Source organism: Actinomadura sp. NPDC048021 (assembly GCF_040653135.1).
Lineage (GTDB): Bacteria > Actinomycetota > Actinomycetes > Streptosporangiales > Streptosporangiaceae > Spirillospora > Spirillospora verrucosospora.
Genome location: NZ_JBEZJQ010000001.1, coordinates 541,592 through 557,033, shown reverse-complemented (window position 1 = coordinate 557,033; position 15,442 = coordinate 541,592). Strand labels below are relative to the sequence as shown.

Below are 15,442 nucleotides of genomic sequence, written 5' to 3'. Positions count from 1 at the left end.
CCGCGCACGGTTCCAGGCATGAGCGAGGAGGACGACCGCGTCAGGGGGCCGGCGATGCTGGCCGCGACCAACATGCTGAAGCCGCCGCCCGCGGTGATCGGCAGCGTGAACAAGGACATCACGCTGCCCCGTACGGTCAGGCTGACCACGCTCATCGCGGTGCTCATCGGAGCGGCGGCGGGCTTCCTGTTCGCCTTCCTGGTCTTCGGCCCGGGACTGAACGCGCTGATGTACGGACCGGTGCTCGGCGGGGCGGCCGGCTGGGCGACCGTCAACCTCTCCCCGCTGCGCGGGGAGTCGCTGGCGACCTGGCTGGGGCTGCAGATCAACGGGACGCGCAACCGCAGGCTCGTCGTGGACGACCGGCCCGTCCGGCTGTACATCGGCATCGCGCCGCTGCGCCGCACGGCCGCGGGCACGGTCCGCATGCTCCCCGGCGGCGTTCCGGTGGACGCCGTCCGCTGGGACCCGCGCGGTTACCCGCTGCAGGAGATCCCCGGGGCGGACAGGCTGCGGGCGCCGCGCCGCAAGGGCCGAGCGCTGAAGGCCTCCACCCAGCTGTCCAGTGGGCGCGGTGGCGGCAAGCGCCGCGGGTGAGCCGACAGGTACTTGCGCATCCGGGTGAGGGCCGCACGGTCCTGGCTGCAGCGTGACAAATAGAGGAGGGACAATGCCGGAACAGTCACCCACTCGTTTCACCATGGTGCCCGCCCGGCGTTCCAGTGAGCCGACCGCTCGCAGACGGGCGCGGAGGATTCTGGCCGTGCTCTTCCTCGCCGCCGGGCTGAGCATCGTGGCCGTGGTCATCGCCATTTCCAAGGGGAGCGGCGAGACGGACCTGAGTTCGGTCGACCCGAAGGGCCGCGACCTGGCGTACACCGCGGCGGTCAACTTCCTGACCGGCAGGCAGCAGGACGTGCCCCACGCGGAGTCCTTCGACCCGCAGGCGGCGCTGGCGCAAGGCACCGGCGGGACGGCGGCGACCCCGCTCGACTACCGGGCGTTGAACTGGGTCGGGTTCACCCCCCAGCATTTCGGGACGAAGGACCTCGGTTTCACCGAGTTCGAAGTCCACCACTTCCTCGTCGTGATGAACGATTCGGGGGCGGGGACCTCGCCGGCTCCCTCCCCGGCGTCCACCGGCACGCCGCCCGCGTCTCCGGCCGGCAGGACGCCCGCGTCTCCGACCGGCGGGGCGCCCCAGGCGGGTGTGCCCACCCCGGGTGCGTCCACCCCGGGCGCGCCGACCCCGGGCGCGACGGGCGCCACCCCGCAGGGCGCTCCCACGACGAGTCCGGGGCCGGAGGCCGGAGGCAGTGAGTCCCCGTCGGTGAACTCGCACGTGCTCCAGCTGGACGTGACGGTGCTGCTCGACCCCTCAGGGCCCCGGCTGGCCGCCGCACCCGCCTTTTCGGTCTGGAAGAACGGGGCCGGCAAGCCGAAGGGAACCGGCGACTACACCAATTACAACGGACTGACCACACAGGTCAGCACCGAGTCCAAAAACCAGATTCTGCGGTGGGCCGCGGCCTATGCAACAGGCGATTCGGCGGGACTGCTCGCCGTTACCGGCGACCAGGACTCCTCCCACCGGTACGAGGGCCTGTCCGGGTTCCGCCTGGCGGACTCGCCCCAGGCCGTGCAGATCCTCTCGGCGATCAAGACGCTCGACGACCAGCTCGTCGTCCGGGTGCGGATCATGCTTGCCAGAGCGGACCAGCCCGGGACGGTTCCTGGAAAGAAGACCGTTCAACCATTCACTAGCTTCGCTGACTTCGATCTGCTGGTGGGAGCCAGCGGAGCGCAACCACCAGTGCTCGCGTGGGGTCCTGCCGGTTCCGCGGCGGATATGGAGCCCTACAGCAACGCACTGCAGAACTGACCGGGGCCTTACAACCTGGAGGGAATGAGAATGTCAGTTCCTGGTTTGTACATACTTGCGGGACCAGATCTTGGAACCAAGGGTAGCGACAGCTTTTTCGATTCGCCCGCGGGCAAGGCGCTCGTCGCCATCTGCGGCGCGATCGCGGTCGTCATCGTGGTGATCGGCATCCTCCGGATGGTCAACGGGATCGGCCGTGGACGTCCGGGTGAGGCCTTCAAGTCGCTCATGTTCGCTCTGCTCATCGGCGGAATGCTGTTCAACCTCGGTATCACCGTCAAGGGCGTCAACATGATGAGCGGCCTCGTCGTGAAGATCTTCGACAGCGTCAACAGCGTCGCCAATAGCGGCGGTTGACGCAGGCACCTCAGCGTAAGGAGTGACGATGGCGGACTCGAGGGGCAGGCCGGACGACAGACCCACGGACCTGGTCGGTGGTGGTTATGTCTTCCCCACCGTGGTCCTGCTGGTGTTCGCGGTCATCCTGGCCGTGCTCATCCCGGCTCTCTGCGCCTGGGTCCTGCTCATCCCGCTGCGCCGTTTCCTCGCCCGGCGGGACTGGGCCATCGTCACGCTGGCCGGTGTGGTGGGGCTCGCCCTGCGGGCCAAGGAGAACGCGTACGCCTACGGTTACTGGCTGGCCAGCTTCGCCGACTTCGGCCCGGGGGAGCCCGGGAAGGTGCCCGTCACCGTGCTGCTGTCGCTGACCGCGGTGCTCGCGGGGCTCTTCGGCCTGATCGTCGGCAGGGCCCGCGGGTCGGTGATCATGGGGCTGTCGTCCTTCCTGCGCAAGAAGAAGAAGTTCGTCGACCTGTTCGACGGCACCTGGTTCCGGCAGAAGGAGCTCGTCGACGACCCGATCACTCCTCGGGACGGCCGGCGGGAGATGCTGAAGAAGCGGGTGGCCACCCGGGTGACCGTGGCCGACATCCCGGCGGTGCACGGCCCCTACGCCACGGAGAAGGCCAGGAAGACGCCGATCAAGGCCAAGACGATCCCCCTGGGGCTCGGGGCCAACGACCGGCCGGTGTTTCTGAGCACCCAGGAGATGGGCATGCACGGCGCCGTGGTCGGCTCCACCGGCAGCGGCAAGACCGTCACGCTGATGTGGATCATCGGGGCGGCGCTCGACATGGGCTTCGACGTCACCGTCCTCGACATGAAGGAGGACACCGAGCCGGGCGGCCTGCGCGACTTCCTGCGCGCCTACGCGCAGGCGCACCGCATGCCGATGCAGGAGATCGCCCTCGGCGACGAGCAGCCGGCCTTCTGGTTCAACGCCCTCGCGGGCATGTCCGCCGACGAGGCGTTCGACACCATCATGACGATGGTCGAGTTCGACGACGCCTACTGGCAGGCGCTGAACCGCAAGGTCCTCCAGCAGGTCGTCCAGATGCTGCACGAGGCCGCCGAGGTCGCGCCGGACCGTTTCGCGCCGCCCAACATGCTCGAGATCGGCAAGATCATGGAGCACGGCGAGAACATGAAGGGCGCGGTCAAGGAGCAGGTCCTCGCGATCGACGGGGTCCGCGGCTTCGGCCACTGCACCGAGCGCTACACCAACGTGCTCCGGCCGTCCCGCGACGAGGGGGTCTCGGCGGCGAGCTTCGGCACCAAGCTGACCGGCCTGTACGACTCGGGCGCGGGCCGCCGCATCCTGGTCCCCGGGCAGGACCGCCAGATGATCGACGTCCGGCGGGAGGGGCTCACCTACATCGGGCTCAACTCCCTCGGCCAGCCCGACATGGCGAAGATCCTTTCCTCCTCGGCGCTGCAGCGGCTGTCGGTGTACGCCGCGCAGCGGATCCAGGGCCGCGCCCCCAAGGACAAGCCGCGGCTCATCGTGGTGGACGAGGCGAACTTCATCGATCGCGAGATCGCCATGAACATGCTGTCCAGGGTCCGGTCCGCGCTGTTCAACATGATCCTCTGCACCCAGGGGCCGACGGACTGGATCGACAAGGACGGCGACGACTGGTCGCGCCTCACCCAGAACATCAACTGGCTGATCGCCATGGCCCAGTCGTCCCCGGAGGCCGCGGAGAAGTGCGCGGACTTCCTCGGCATGCGCGACAACAACAAGTTCAGCGAGCGGGTCGGCCAGGACGGCCACACCCAGAACCTGCAGGCCATGGGGGAGGAGCAGTACATCGTCTTCCCGAAGGAGCTGCGCGCCCTCGGCACCGGTGAGGGGTACCTGCGGGTCAACAAGCCGGCCAGCAGGGTCGAGTACGTGATCATTCCGATGCGGAAGCAGGAGCTGGACCGCTACCAGCCGCCCGCGCCGCACGGCGTGCCGGTCACGATGCCGCTGGGCGGCCCGCAGGGGACGAGGGGAACGGTGTGAGGCCGCCGCGGCGCCGTCCTAAGGACGAGGCGCGCCCGAAGGACGAGGCGCGCCCGAAGGAGAAGGCGCGCCCGAAGGAGAAGGCGCGGCCGGACGACGAGGCGCGGGAACGGCGGATCGACCCTCTGGCGGTCGCCCTGGAGTCCGCGATCATCGTGCTGCTCGGCTTCGTCCTCGCGGGCCTCTCGATCGGGCTGCTCATCCTCCAGGCCGGGGACGTCGTCACGTTCGACGTGGGGGACGTGGTCACCGCCGGTGCGGCGGGCGTCGCCGCCGCCGCGGTGGTCCGGCTGAACGTGCGGCTCCACCGGCGCTGGAAGAAGACGATCGGCAGGTTCACCGCCGCCGCCGCGCTGTGCGCCCTCGCCGGGGCCGCGGGAGCCCTCGTGGTGCTGGTGCCGAGCGAGTGCCCGGGCGGGCTCTTCAGCACGGGCCGGTGCGGGGTGCGCGAGGCGGCCGCCTGGGGGCAGGTGGCCGGGCTGGCCTCGGTGCTGAACTTCATGATCGCCGGCATGGCGCTGGCGGTCTGGCGGCTCGTCCGGCGGCTCGCCCGGGAGGTCCGGGACGTGGTCCGCGACGGGTCGGAGCAGGGCGTCGCCTGGTTCAGGGCGCTGAAGAACGTCCGGAAGCGCCGGGGCGGCGCGCGCGAGGCCGGCGGGGAGGCGCGCGGCGCGCAGGACTCCAAGGGCCGCCCCACGCCGCGCCGTGCGGACGCCGAACAGGCCCGCCGCAAACGGCTCCGCGCGCGGGCCTGAGCCGCGGCCCCGGAGTGAGCGTCCAAGGGAGATCCATGTACGAGGTCGGACGGGCCGGAGACTTCGTCTCCCGGCAGATGTGGCGCCACCGGACCCGGGGGTCTCTCTACGCCGCCGGGGCCGCCACGCTGGCTCTCACGGCCGCGGGCGCCCTTCTGGGGGCGCTGCTCCTGGACGGCGGTGCGCTGAGAGTGTCGGCGGCGGTCGCCGGGGTGGCCGCGGCGGCGGGATGCGGGTACGCGTGGATCCGCGCAACGCGGGCCCTGGGGCAGGCCCGGCGGTCGGCCGTGGGCGCGCGGTCCGAGCGCGAGGTGCGCGCGGCCGTCCGGCGCACGGACTCGGTCGCGGCGGCCTACGGGCTCGTCCTCGGCTCCCGCGGCGGCGACTGCGACACGGTGGTCTTCACCCGCGGCTGCGGGGCCGCGGCCATCGAGGTGAAGACGGGCCACGGCCGGGTCTCCGCCGAGGGCGGCACCATGCGGGTCGGCAAGCGCGTGCTGCACGGCGACCCCGTCCGGCAGGCGGCGAACCAGGCGCGGAGGCTGTCCCGCAAGCTGGGCGGCAGGACGGTCCTGGCGGTCGTGTGCGTGCCGGGAATGCGGAATCGGCCGTTCACCACTGCCGACGGCGTGTGGGTGTGCTCCGCACGGGACCTGCAAGCGGTCCTGGACCGTGCTCCGCGCGTCTTCGGCGCGGCGGAGGAAGCGCGGGAGACGATGCGGGGCCTCTGGCATGCGGCCCCGGCCTGACCGGCTACGGCACTTCCGGACGCCACATCAGCGAGGCGACGACCAGCAGGACGCTCATGCAGGTGATGACGAGGGTGATGAGCGTGGGCATGAGGTCGACGCCGCCGAGCCCCGGCAGCCGGCCGGACCGCGAGCGGCGGACCGCGCCTGCGGCTTCGTCCGGCGCCTCGTCCGGGAGGACGTCGTCGGTGTGCTCTTCGAAGAACCAGCCGCTCTGCGGGGTGCCGGCGGCGCCGTTCTGGTCGGCGGCCGGCGCCCAGCCCGCGGCGGGCTCCGGTTGGTACGCGCCCCCGGCCGTGGGGAAGCCGTGAGGCGGCGCCGCGGGCACCGCACCGGGCGCGCTGGCGGGCGGGTAGCCGACGCCGGGGGCGGCGGTGTGCGGGGCGCTCGCCGGGGCGCCGAAGGGCGACCCGGGCGGCGTACCCGGCGGCACGCCATGGTTCGGCGGCGCACTGGGAGTCGGCGCGCTGGGAGCCGGGGCGACGCCGTAGTTCGGGGCAACGCCGTGCTGAGCGTTCGGCGGGAAGTTCTGCTGGGGGCTTTGCGGGAGGCTTTGCTGGGGGCTCGGCGGGACGTTCTGCGGCGCGCTTGGCGGAACGCCCTGCTGGGGGCGCGGCGGGACGTTCTGCTGGGAGCGCGGCGGGTTCGTCGACGGGTTCGTCGACGGGGCGGGACGGGTGTTCCGCTTTCCGGAGGGGGCTTTGGAACCGGCGGCCTTCGCGCCGGTTCCGCCGGGCGCCGCGCTGGGCGCGGAGGAGCCGGGCGCGGAGTTGGGACCGCTCCAGTCTCCGCCGGGGGCCTCGGTGGGCGCCCCCGGGGCGGCGCTCCAGGAGTCCCAGGTCCCGAGCGAGGCCCAGGGGTCGCTCTGCGCGGGCTCCGCGTCGCGCCGCGGCTGCTCGGACTCGGGGGCGGCGGACTTCCCGCCGGCCGCCGGCGGGGCCGCGGCGGGCTCCTCGGCGGCGTCCGCGGTGTCATCGATGATGACCCACGAGGACGCCTCCCCGGCGCCGCCGGCCGCTCCCGCGCCGGGGCCGCCCGCGTGCTCCCGTCCGTCGTTCATCCTGCCCGTCCTTCGATCCTCCGGGCGCCCTCGGGCGTCTCGACGACGGGCTGGAGCAGCTTGGCCAGCGCCTTCTGCTGGATCTGCCGCACCCCTTCGCGGGACAGCCCGAGTCGTTCGCCGATGACGCGCAACGCCTGCTCCGGCTCGCCGTCCAGTCCGAACCGGCGCGTCAGTACGTACCGTTCGCGGGGGTCGAGCAACGGCAAGCCGCGGCTGCTGAGGGCGCGCAGGTCGAAGCGGAGCATCACCTCGTCCTCGATGCTCGGGGACGCGTCGGGCAGCCGGTCCTCCCACGCGACGTCGTCCTCGCCCGGACCGCCCGCGACCGTGTGCAGGCTGTCCAGCCGGGGGGCGTCGAGCACGCGGCGCACCTGGGCCTCGGTCACGCCCGCGCGGCGGGCGATGTCGGCGTGGTCGAGCGGGGCGTCCGGCCCGGCCTCCTCCAGGAACGCCCGCTCGGCGGCCAGGATGGCCGGGCGCTTCTCGAAGTCCCCGGGATTGAGGTTGGGGTGGTCGGCGTCCCGCACCGCGCGCAGCACCTCCCGCTGGATGGGCTTGAACGCCCAGCTGGCGAAGGGGCCGCGGTTGGGGTCGTAGGAGGCGATCGCCCAGAGGAGCCCGACCTTGCCGGCGCTCTCGAAGTCCTCGATGTGCTCGCTGGACTTCGACGTGAACATCGTGACGTACCGGCGCACGAGGCCGAAGTTCGCGATCATGATTTCCAGCGTGAGGTCGTCGAACTCACGCTCGACCCGCCGTAGCACCAGTTCCGAGAGCATGTCGATCTCGCCGGAGTCGGCCCGCGCACGCAGCGCGGCGAGGCGCTCCTGGAGTTCGTGGCGACGGGCGAAGAGCTCGTCGTTGCGGGTACGGAACTCGTCGGCGGTGGGGCGCTCACCACGCCCTGGCTGCTCGCTGTCCATCCGTCTCCCTCGGCTAGTCGGGAATGCGAGGCTGGAGTTGTAGCTATGCACGTTCGATGCCGAACGGACCGGGAACGGTCGGAACTGAAACAGATCGTTGATACGTTCGCAGGCCGTTCGGACGGTCGCGAGACACTTGCTCGGCCGCTGAAAACGCGCGCTCGGCCGGGCGCCGGCGGAAGATCGCAGTTGAGCGCATCGCGGGGAGGCGCGCGACAGTCCGGAGAGGGATCCCCCCGACAAGTTCGTTGACAGAAAATTGACCTTCTATGGATCAGCTGTTGCCCCGCTGATGGTCGTTTGGTGTACACGCGGTGTGCCGGCAGCGGGAACGCCGAACCAGTTCCCCGCGTCGGGTTGCGGATTCCGGAACCGACGGACTCTAGAGGGCAGGGGGCAGGCGCTTAGGCTGCGGTAGGAACGGGCGAGGCCACGGGCCTCGTCTGCCAACGAAAGGAAGAACGACGGTGCAAACGATCCTCAGCGATCTCGGTCTCGAATCCCCGCTCGTCGGGACGACGGTGACCGCACACATCAGGTCGAGCGGCCCGGACGGGTTCCGCTGCGCCGTCTATGACGTCGCGACCGGGGAGGCCCGCGACGCCCTGCTGCCGCGCGCCGACGCCTTCGACCTGCCCGAGGGGGCCGCCCCGCCCGAACTGGCGGCGGGCAGCAAGGTCATCGCGCTGGTCGTCGGCGTCACCGCCGGCGCGGACCCGGGCTCCGAGCGGCTCATGCTCTCGGTCACGGCGCCCGAGCTCGTCGAGCGCCTGCTGGCGGGGTTCGTCGACGAACTGCTCAACGGCAAGGTCGTCATCAAGGCCATCGCCCGGGTCGCCGGGACCAAGACGAAGATCGCCGTGGCGCCCACCGTCACCGGCGTCGACGCGCGGGGAGCCTGCATCGGCCGCGGCGCGAGCCGGCTGAAGGGCGCCCAGAACCTGCTGAACCACGGCTACGGCAGGGAGCGCCTGGAGATCATCGAGTACGCCAAGGACCCGGCCGCCTTCCTGGTGAACGCCATGAACCCGGTGCAGGTCACCGACGCGCTCGCCGAGCGCGGGAACGCGATCGTCGCCGTCGAGGAGCACCAGCTCTCCGGCGGCATCGGCGAGGGCGGCCTGAACGCCCAGCTCGCCGGGCGGCTGACCGGCCACTACGTGCGGGTCGTCAAGACCGGCACCGACCTTCGCGAGGCGCTCGACCAGCTCGTGGCCGACAAGGCCGCCGCGGAGAAGGGCTGAGGCGACCGCCGTGGTCCCGGTGGTCGTGCACGCCCGGGCGGGGGTCCCGCCCTGCGGCGTAGAGGATCTGAGCGGCCCGGCCGGGGGGACCCTGGACCGGGAGACGCTCGTCGCGGCCGGCCAGGCGCTGACCTGGCGGTCGGTCTTCACCAGCGGCTCGCTCACCGCGATCCCGCTGACCCCGGCGTCCGCGGTGATCATCGGGCACGACGGGGAGACGCCGCCGGAGCTGTGGCACGACCGGTTCACCCGGGGGTTCGCCCACCGGATGGCGGGCGAGCTCACCATCGCCTCGGTCACCGCGGGGCTGCTCGGCGAGACGGTCTCCGGGAACCGGGACGAGGACGCGAAGCTGCTCGGCTCGGCGATCGACGGGCTCGCCCGGCTGCTCACCGACCTGGAGGAGGCGTGCTCGCCCGGCGAGAAGGCGGACCGGATCGTGGCCGACACCGTCCGGACCCACTCCGCCCTGCTGGGCGCGCTCGCCCACCAGCAGGTCTCGGCCCGCGACCAGGGCGACTTCATCGTCCACACGGTGCGGTCGGTCGCCCGGCACCTGACCCGGTCGGACCTGGAGTCGATGCGGGCCCGGATCGGGCTGCCGTGGCCGGCCCGCGTGACCAGCGGGGTCGGCGATCAGCTGGGGCTGGCCCGGTGGCGGGCCACCATGCAGTCCGACGGCGACCAGATGTGGTGCCGGCTCGAAGCGCAGAACGTCCTGGTCACCGAGCTGTGGCTGCGGAATCCTCAGGAGCCGCCGGAATGAGGTACCCGAATCCCGTCCGGGTCACGATCACGCCGTCGCCGAGCTTGCGGCGCAGCCGGGACACGTGCTCGGCCAGCGTCCGGGAGACGCCCCGGTCGGTGCCCCACACGTGCAGCATGATCTCCTCCTTCGAGACCGCACGGCCGCGGTTCACCGCCAGGAACTCCAGGACGGCGTACTCCATGGGGGCCAGCCGCACCTCCGCTCCCTCCCGGAACACCTGCCGGGCGGTGAAGTCGACCCGGACCGGCGGGATGTCGAGGAGGTCGCCGCGGGTCTCGCCGGCGTGCCGGGCGATGGTGCCCGCGCTGCGCCGGAGCAGCGCCTGGATCCGGGCGATGAGCACTTCCGGGTGGAAGGGCTTGACGACGTAGTCGTCCGCGCCCAGCCGCAGCCCGAGCGCCTGCTCGTGCGGTTCGGAGCGGGCGGTCAGCAGGATGATCGGCGTGGTGTTCCCCTGGTCGCGCAGCTGGTCGATCAGGGACAGCCCGTCGATGTCGGGGAGGTTGATGTCCAGCAGTGCGAGGTCGATGTCCCCCCGGCGCAGCGCCAGCCGGGCCAGCTCGCCGTTGGCCACCGACTCGACCTGGTAGTGGCGCTTGCGCAGCAGTCCCGACACGAGCTTCACGAGACGCGCATCATCATCTACCACCAGGATCCGCGCCATGGCGCCATGATAACGGGGGTGCGACAGCCATCCGGAGTGGCAGGAAACAGGCCGAGGTGCCGGCAGGGCGCCGTGTGCTGTACGGCGTGGTCGCGGCCGTCGTCGTCCTGAGCGTCTTCGGGATGAGCGGTTCGCCGTACAACCGGGTCGGTCCCGGGCCGGCGATCCAGGTCGGCCGCCCGGAGGGCGGGTCCTGGTCGGTCCTGACGGCCCGCGTGCAGCGCAGCAACTGGTTCCAGTGGGGGAAGGCCGAACTCACCGGGGAACGCCTGGTCCGGGACGCGGGGCCGGGCCGCGGCGCCGCTCCGGCGCCGGGCGCCGACGCGATGAGCACCGCGCAGACGCACGCCGCGCTGGTCGCCGCCCAGCTCGCCGCCGGGCGGGCACCGGTGAGCGCCGCCGGCCTGCAGGTGAGCGCGGTCGGCGGGGCGGCCGCCGGAAGCGGCCTGCGCCCCGGCGACGTCCTCCTGGCGGCGGGCACCGCCGACCGTCTGACCCCGCTGCGCGCACCGGCAGACCTGGAGACGGCGGTCGCCGGGCGCGCGACCGTGCACGTGCTCGTCGTCCCGCACCTGTCCGGCGACGCGTGGGGGAGCGCCGAGGTCCGGCGGTTCCCCGTCGGCCGGCTCGCCGGGACGGTGGCAGGCCCCACCGTCTCGGTCACCGCCTACCCCCTCGGCCCGGTGGAGGGGCCGTCGGCGGGGCTCATCCTGGCGCTGGCCCGACTCGACGCGCTCACCCCGGGCGACCTGACCGGCGGGCGCCGCGTCGCCGGGACCGGCGCGATCGGACTCGGCGGGACCGTGACCGGCGTCGGCGACGTCCCCGAGAAGGTGCGCGCGGCGGTCGAGGCGCGCATGGACGTGTTCCTCGTGCCGATCTGGCAGCGGTCCGCCGCGGTCGCGGCGGCCGAGGGCACCCGCCTGCGGGTCGTGCCGGTCCGCACGGTGTCGGAGGCCGTCGAGCGGCTCTGCGCCGACGGAGGCCGCGCTCCGATCTGCTGACGCCCGGCTTGCCGGGACGGCGGAGGCGGGATCGCTCAGGGGCGGCGGAGGTGGGGCAGCAGCGCGGCGAGCACGCGCCGGTCGACGACGGGGTCGCTCTCCCCGAGCCAGGCCGCGATCCGCTCGCTGACCTGCTCCAGGGAGCCCGCGAGCAGGTCGCCGTACTCGGGCTCGGGGAACCGTGCCTGGGACGACCGCACGGGATCGTCCGGAAGCACGGCGACGAACCCGCGCACCCGCACGCGGCGCGGCACCACCTTGCGGATCTCCTTCACCGCGGCGCCGATGCCGGTGTCGCCGCCGGGGAACGGGCGCCCGATGGCCGTGAGCGCGCCCTTGCCCGTCCAGGCGTAGGCCCCGGCGGGCCAGCGGCGGGCCATGACGACGGCGAGCCGGTCGCCCCGCAGCACGACGTGCTCGACATAGTGCACCGCCTGCCCGGACGGCCGCGGCGCCGTGAGCGCGTGCACGATCCGGACCCCGTCGAGCCGGGCGAGCCGCTCCAGCCCGGCGGCGCTCTCCCGCGCCACCACCTGCCGGGAGAGGTCGTGGTCGAGCCCCGCCCCGGGCACGTTGAAGATCTGGTAGTCGAGCGACTCGGGGGCGATCAGCCGGTCCAGCTCGCGGCCCTTCCGGACGAGGTGCGGCGCCGCGGCCAGTCCCGCGCCCCCCACGGCGAGCCCCAGCAGCACGCCGCAGAGCGTCCAGAAGGCGCCGCCCTTCGTCTCGGCGGCGGCGAGCACGGCGCCCCCGGCGAACGTCAGCACGCACACGGCCCAGAGCCAGGACAGGGACCGCAGCGTGGGCTCCAGCGCGATGAGCGGCATGGCGACCACGGGGAAGGCCACCAGGAGGAGGAACCCGAGCGGAAGCCCCGCGGGCCACAGCGCGAACACCGCGACCAGGAACACCACCGTCCATGCGGCGACGGCCGCCACCCGGTACCAGTGGGAGCCGAACCGGGGGCGGACGCGCGGGGCGGAACCGGGCGGGGGCGCCTGCGGCTTCGTGAAGGAGGGACCGGGCGGCGGGGTGCCGGAAGGGCCTCCGGATCCCGCGCCTTCCCGCCGTCCCCCGCTCTCCGCCCCCGGCCTCGGACCTGGCCCCGGCCGCGGCTCGGGATCGGGGGCCGGGTCGGGTTCCGGCCGGGAGGGAGGCGGCTCGGGCGGGGCCGTCCGGCCGCGAGCGTCGTACGCGGCGCGGGACGCCGGGTCCTTCAACGTGTCGTACGCCGTCTTGACCAGCCGGAACAGGCCGGAGGTGCCGCTGGCGTCGGGATGCACCGCGCGCATCGCCCTGCGGTACGCCCGCGTGATCTCCTCCGGCGTCGCGGTCCGCTCCACGCCGAGGAGTTCGTAGTAGTCCGGCTGATCGCTTCTCATCGCATCCCACTCGTCATCGGTCGTCCCTCCCGACCGTCCGCTGTTCCCGCCCCGCGGCTGGCCGGGAGCCGGCGGTGAGCGAAGACGGGCGGGGAGAACGGCTCCTCCCCGCCCGGCTCACTGGGTGCGCCTCGCAGCGCGCGGTCAGTCCTCCGCCGCGGGGACCGCCCAGAGGGTGATCATCGTGGCGGCGAACGTGGCGACCCCCGCGATGACGCAGGGGATGACGACCTGCCAGGCCGGGAACGTGGTCAGGGCCATGGCGCCCACGCCCGTCAGGCTGAAGGAGGCGGTGAAGAGGCCCCCGATCGCCGCGCCGAGCACGGGGTGGTGATACCCGCGCCACGTCCGGCGCAGGGACTGGACCGTCTGCGCGGTCCCGATGTAGAGCAGGATCACGCAGACGATGAACGGCACGACCACCGCGTCGAACGCCCACAGCAGCAGGAACACGGCCACGGTGGGGTAGAACGCGAGACGGAGGATCTCCTTGCGGTAGTTCGTCCAGCTCGCGAGGAGTTCGATCTCCTTGACCCGCGGGACGTCCGCGCGCTCGCGGAGCCACGGGAGGCGCAGCGCCAGCAGGAAGAGCAGGGCGGTGACGCCGGTCGCCGCCGTGATCACGCTGAAGGCGATGTGCACGCCCTGGAGGGTCCGCCCCGTGGGGACGTGGAGCACGGTCGCCGCGACGAAGACCCACGCCAGTGCGGCCGACAGGACCCGGGCCCTACGTGCCCGGGTTGATTCGGTTTTGGACATTCTGTTCTCGCTTTCCGTTGAGACGGGATCTGCCGGTCCCGAGGACTCGGCAGGCAATGACGACCGTGCGAAGTGGACGGGAAACGGCAACCGCCCCCACGAGGGGGCCGACCACGCGGCCGGAAAACGGAATGCCCCGGTGGGAACGGCGTCAGCCGTCCCCACCGGGGCACCGGTGTGCTCACTTCCTCCGGCAGGAGGAAGCGTGGGTGCCTCCGGTGAAACGGCCGTGGCCGCTCCACCGGAGACGGTGGTTCCCTTCGGTGGCCGCTAGGCGACTACCGCAGGTAGCTCTCCGGGAGCAGGTCGACCGGGTCGACCCACATCCCGTGGTAGAGCCCCGAGATGCCGAGCCGGTCGTTGACCGACACGACACGTCCCGGGTCACTGCGGTACATGACGGCCCCCTGCTCGAGGGGGACGAAGTGCGAGAAGGGGTAGACGGCGAACGAACCGCCGCGGAACGTGAGCTTGCCGTGCTCGGTGAGGACCCTGGTCCACTCCTGCACGAAGTGCTCGATGGTCTGTTCCACGTAGTCGTTGACCGACATGACGGCGCCCACCAGCATCTGCCGGAGCACCGCCACCACGTAGGAGGCTCCGCACAGTTCCTGGACCGTGCGGAGTTCCGGTTCGAGGTACTTGCCCGCGAACTTGACCTTCGTCCGGAGTTCCGGGTCGAGGATCAGGTTCCAGAGTTCGTCCCCCGAGTTCCGCATCGTGTCCACCAGGACCTGGAGGCTCGGGGCGTGGCGCCCCGGCTTCATGCCCACCAGGACCTCGTCGAGCGGTGCGAGTTCGTCACGGTCGACGATGTCCGCCGGGTCGAACCGGTCACCCTGGACCTCCCGAAGGATCTCCATGGTGCGGTCGCTTCCCTGTCGGCATCGCCTGGTGGCTTCCTCGCACCACCGCTGATAGGCCCTGGCCGAGGTCTGCTCCTGCTGCATGGCCGGGAGCAGGTAGGTCCAGTAGGCCCTCTGCGGCACGTCGATCACCTTGGGGCACCGGAGGTTCTCCGGTGCGTGCGCCATCACGTTTCCGGCGAAGGTGGCCGCCAGGCGCGCGAGGTTCTCCTCGTAGAAGGAGAGCTCCCGGACGAATCCGGCCGAGGTGATGAACTCGCCCACGTTCCCTTCCGCGCCGTGAGAGCCGAGCTGGAACGAGGTCCGCCGGCCTTCCGGGTCGGTAGAGATGGTGGCCCTGCTGCTGCCGTTGCAGCCACCCATGACGACGGACACGATCTCCGGCCTGTCGGCCAGGGCCTTGTCCGGTTCGCCGAGGATGAGCACGTGGTCGAAGGCGTTGCCGAGCTTGAAGCCGGCGTAGGCCCCCTGCACGTACGCGGAGCCGTCCTTCCTGAACCGGAGTTCGTAGACGACGCTCTCGTCCGCGACGGTGCCCGGGTCGACCGTCAGCTGGAGACCCCTCACGAGGTCCCCGACCTTCCGGCCGGCCTTGGTCGTGATCTTGCCCGCGCCGAAGTCCAGGTGCCCGAGAGCACCCTTCACCGGCTCGGGCGACCACAACCAGTTCGGCGTGATCAGGGCGCGCTCCCGTCCGAGGTGGACGGGGGTGATGCGGGACGAGTCGGGCCCGTCGGGGTCCGACTCTGTTGCCCAGCGGATGAGACCGCCGGAGTCCGGGCGTGCCATATGGCACACCTCCTTTTGGGTTGTACTGCGCCCGGGACTGAGTCCGGGCGGCGCGGCTCGGAAGCCACTCACGTGGTTGAGCCACGCACAGTTGACTGTGCTGGTCGAACACGGATCGGCAAGTGAAAATCGAAATGACGGCCGTGTAACCGAGGTAACAGAAGATCGGTGACCTGGAGAGACGGGAAGAGGCGGGGGGCCGGGCCTGCGACCTTGACCCCGCCAGGGGGGGAGTCCGGGCCGACA

The 15,442-nt window shown here is 72.1% G+C and carries 15 protein-coding genes; 9 read left to right on the top strand and 6 right to left on the bottom strand.

Annotation, left to right across the window (positions count from 1 at the left end; translation table 11 throughout):
- Positions 1-18: 18 nt before the first annotated feature.
- The 6 genes from AB0C87_RS02675 to AB0C87_RS02650 all read left to right on the top strand — a co-directional run bounded on the left by AB0C87_RS02675 (position 19) and on the right by AB0C87_RS02650 (position 5,733).
- A complete protein-coding gene (locus AB0C87_RS02675; RefSeq protein ID WP_345177074.1) occupies positions 19-597 on the top strand; it encodes a hypothetical protein in 579 nt (192 codons plus the stop codon).
- A gap of 166 nt (positions 598-763) precedes the next feature.
- Positions 764-1,882: a hypothetical protein gene (locus tag AB0C87_RS02670; protein WP_353834486.1), complete on the top strand. Its 1,119-nt coding sequence runs from the start codon at positions 764-766 to the stop codon at positions 1,880-1,882.
- Between the two features lie 30 nt (positions 1,883-1,912).
- A complete protein-coding gene (locus AB0C87_RS02665) occupies positions 1,913-2,239 on the top strand; it encodes a hypothetical protein (RefSeq protein WP_345177080.1) in 327 nt (108 codons plus the stop codon).
- A gap of 28 nt (positions 2,240-2,267) precedes the next feature.
- A complete protein-coding gene (locus AB0C87_RS02660) occupies positions 2,268-4,229 on the top strand; it encodes a helicase HerA-like domain-containing protein (RefSeq protein WP_345177082.1) in 1,962 nt (653 codons plus the stop codon).
- Positions 4,226-4,984, top strand: coding sequence for a hypothetical protein (locus AB0C87_RS02655; protein WP_360576180.1), 759 nt, complete (start codon positions 4,226-4,228; stop codon positions 4,982-4,984). Before AB0C87_RS02660 ends, AB0C87_RS02655 begins: the two co-directional genes overlap by 4 nt.
- A 35-nt stretch (positions 4,985-5,019) precedes the next feature.
- Entirely contained in the window at positions 5,020-5,733 is a 714-nt protein-coding gene (locus AB0C87_RS02650) for a nuclease-related domain-containing protein (protein ID WP_345177087.1), read from the top strand.
- Positions 5,734-5,737: 4 nt separating this feature from the next.
- On the opposite strand, the gene AB0C87_RS02645 is transcribed toward AB0C87_RS02650, so the two are convergent.
- The gene (locus AB0C87_RS02645) at positions 5,738-6,793 is read right to left on the bottom strand and encodes a hypothetical protein (RefSeq protein ID WP_360576178.1); all 1,056 of its coding nucleotides are present in this window, start codon (positions 6,791-6,793) and stop codon (positions 5,738-5,740) included.
- Entirely contained in the window at positions 6,790-7,719 is a 930-nt protein-coding gene (locus AB0C87_RS02640) for a sigma-70 family RNA polymerase sigma factor (protein WP_345177092.1), read from the bottom strand. Before AB0C87_RS02640 ends, AB0C87_RS02645 begins: the two co-directional genes overlap by 4 nt.
- Positions 7,720-8,186: 467 nt before the next feature.
- Between AB0C87_RS02640 and AB0C87_RS02635 the strand changes: the two genes are divergently transcribed.
- Complete coding sequence (locus AB0C87_RS02635; RefSeq protein WP_345177093.1) at positions 8,187-8,963, top strand: hypothetical protein; 777 nt, start codon at positions 8,187-8,189, stop codon at positions 8,961-8,963.
- A 10-nt stretch (positions 8,964-8,973) separates the two neighbouring features.
- Positions 8,974-9,729, top strand: coding sequence for a hypothetical protein (locus AB0C87_RS02630; RefSeq protein ID WP_345177096.1), 756 nt, complete (start codon positions 8,974-8,976; stop codon positions 9,727-9,729).
- Here AB0C87_RS02630 and AB0C87_RS02625 read toward each other — a convergent pair.
- Positions 9,686-10,396, bottom strand: a complete 711-nt coding sequence (locus AB0C87_RS02625; RefSeq protein ID WP_345177098.1) for a response regulator transcription factor — start codon at positions 10,394-10,396, stop codon at positions 9,686-9,688. The genes AB0C87_RS02630 and AB0C87_RS02625 overlap by 44 nt on opposite strands.
- Positions 10,397-10,452: 56 nt before the next feature.
- On the opposite strand from AB0C87_RS02625, the gene AB0C87_RS02620 reads away from it, so the two are divergent.
- On the top strand, positions 10,453-11,400 hold the full coding sequence (locus tag AB0C87_RS02620; RefSeq protein WP_353834487.1) for a S16 family serine protease: 948 nt from the start codon (positions 10,453-10,455) through the stop codon (positions 11,398-11,400).
- Positions 11,401-11,435: 35 nt separating this feature from the next.
- On the opposite strand, the gene AB0C87_RS02615 is transcribed toward AB0C87_RS02620, so the two are convergent.
- From AB0C87_RS02615 to AB0C87_RS02605, 3 genes are all read right to left on the bottom strand, one after another.
- Complete coding sequence (locus AB0C87_RS02615) at positions 11,436-12,782, bottom strand: DnaJ domain-containing protein (protein ID WP_345177104.1); 1,347 nt, start codon at positions 12,780-12,782, stop codon at positions 11,436-11,438.
- A gap of 144 nt (positions 12,783-12,926) precedes the next feature.
- Positions 12,927-13,541, bottom strand: coding sequence for a hypothetical protein (locus tag AB0C87_RS02610; RefSeq protein ID WP_345177105.1), 615 nt, complete (start codon positions 13,539-13,541; stop codon positions 12,927-12,929).
- A gap of 278 nt (positions 13,542-13,819) precedes the next feature.
- Positions 13,820-15,196 carry a hypothetical protein gene (locus tag AB0C87_RS02605; protein ID WP_345177108.1) on the bottom strand — a complete coding sequence of 459 codons (1,377 nt, stop codon included), beginning with the start codon at positions 15,194-15,196 and terminating at the stop codon, positions 13,820-13,822.
- Positions 15,197-15,442 lie beyond the last annotated feature (246 nt).

Excerpts from the sequence above, each read along its gene's own strand:
- AB0C87_RS02675 (WP_345177074.1), top strand. The coding sequence starts at position 19 with ATGAGCGAGGAGGACGACCGCGTCAGGGGGCCGGCGATGCTGGCCGCG.
- AB0C87_RS02665 (WP_345177080.1), top strand. The coding sequence starts at position 1,913 with ATGTCAGTTCCTGGTTTGTACATACTTGCGGGACCAGATCTTGGAACC.
- AB0C87_RS02660 (WP_345177082.1), top strand. The coding sequence starts at position 2,268 with ATGGCGGACTCGAGGGGCAGGCCGGACGACAGACCCACGGACCTGGTC.
- AB0C87_RS02650 (WP_345177087.1), top strand. The coding sequence starts at position 5,020 with ATGTACGAGGTCGGACGGGCCGGAGACTTCGTCTCCCGGCAGATGTGG.
- AB0C87_RS02645 (WP_360576178.1), bottom strand. The coding sequence starts at position 6,793 with ATGAACGACGGACGGGAGCACGCGGGCGGCCCCGGCGCGGGAGCGGCC.
- AB0C87_RS02640 (WP_345177092.1), bottom strand. The coding sequence starts at position 7,719 with ATGGACAGCGAGCAGCCAGGGCGTGGTGAGCGCCCCACCGCCGACGAG.
- AB0C87_RS02625 (WP_345177098.1), bottom strand. The coding sequence starts at position 10,396 with ATGGCGCGGATCCTGGTGGTAGATGATGATGCGCGTCTCGTGAAGCTC.
- AB0C87_RS02615 (WP_345177104.1), bottom strand. The coding sequence starts at position 12,782 with ATGAGAAGCGATCAGCCGGACTACTACGAACTCCTCGGCGTGGAGCGG.
- AB0C87_RS02610 (WP_345177105.1), bottom strand. The coding sequence starts at position 13,541 with ATGTCCAAAACCGAATCAACCCGGGCACGTAGGGCCCGGGTCCTGTCG.
- AB0C87_RS02605 (WP_345177108.1), bottom strand. The coding sequence starts at position 15,196 with ATGGCACGCCCGGACTCCGGCGGTCTCATCCGCTGGGCAACAGAGTCG.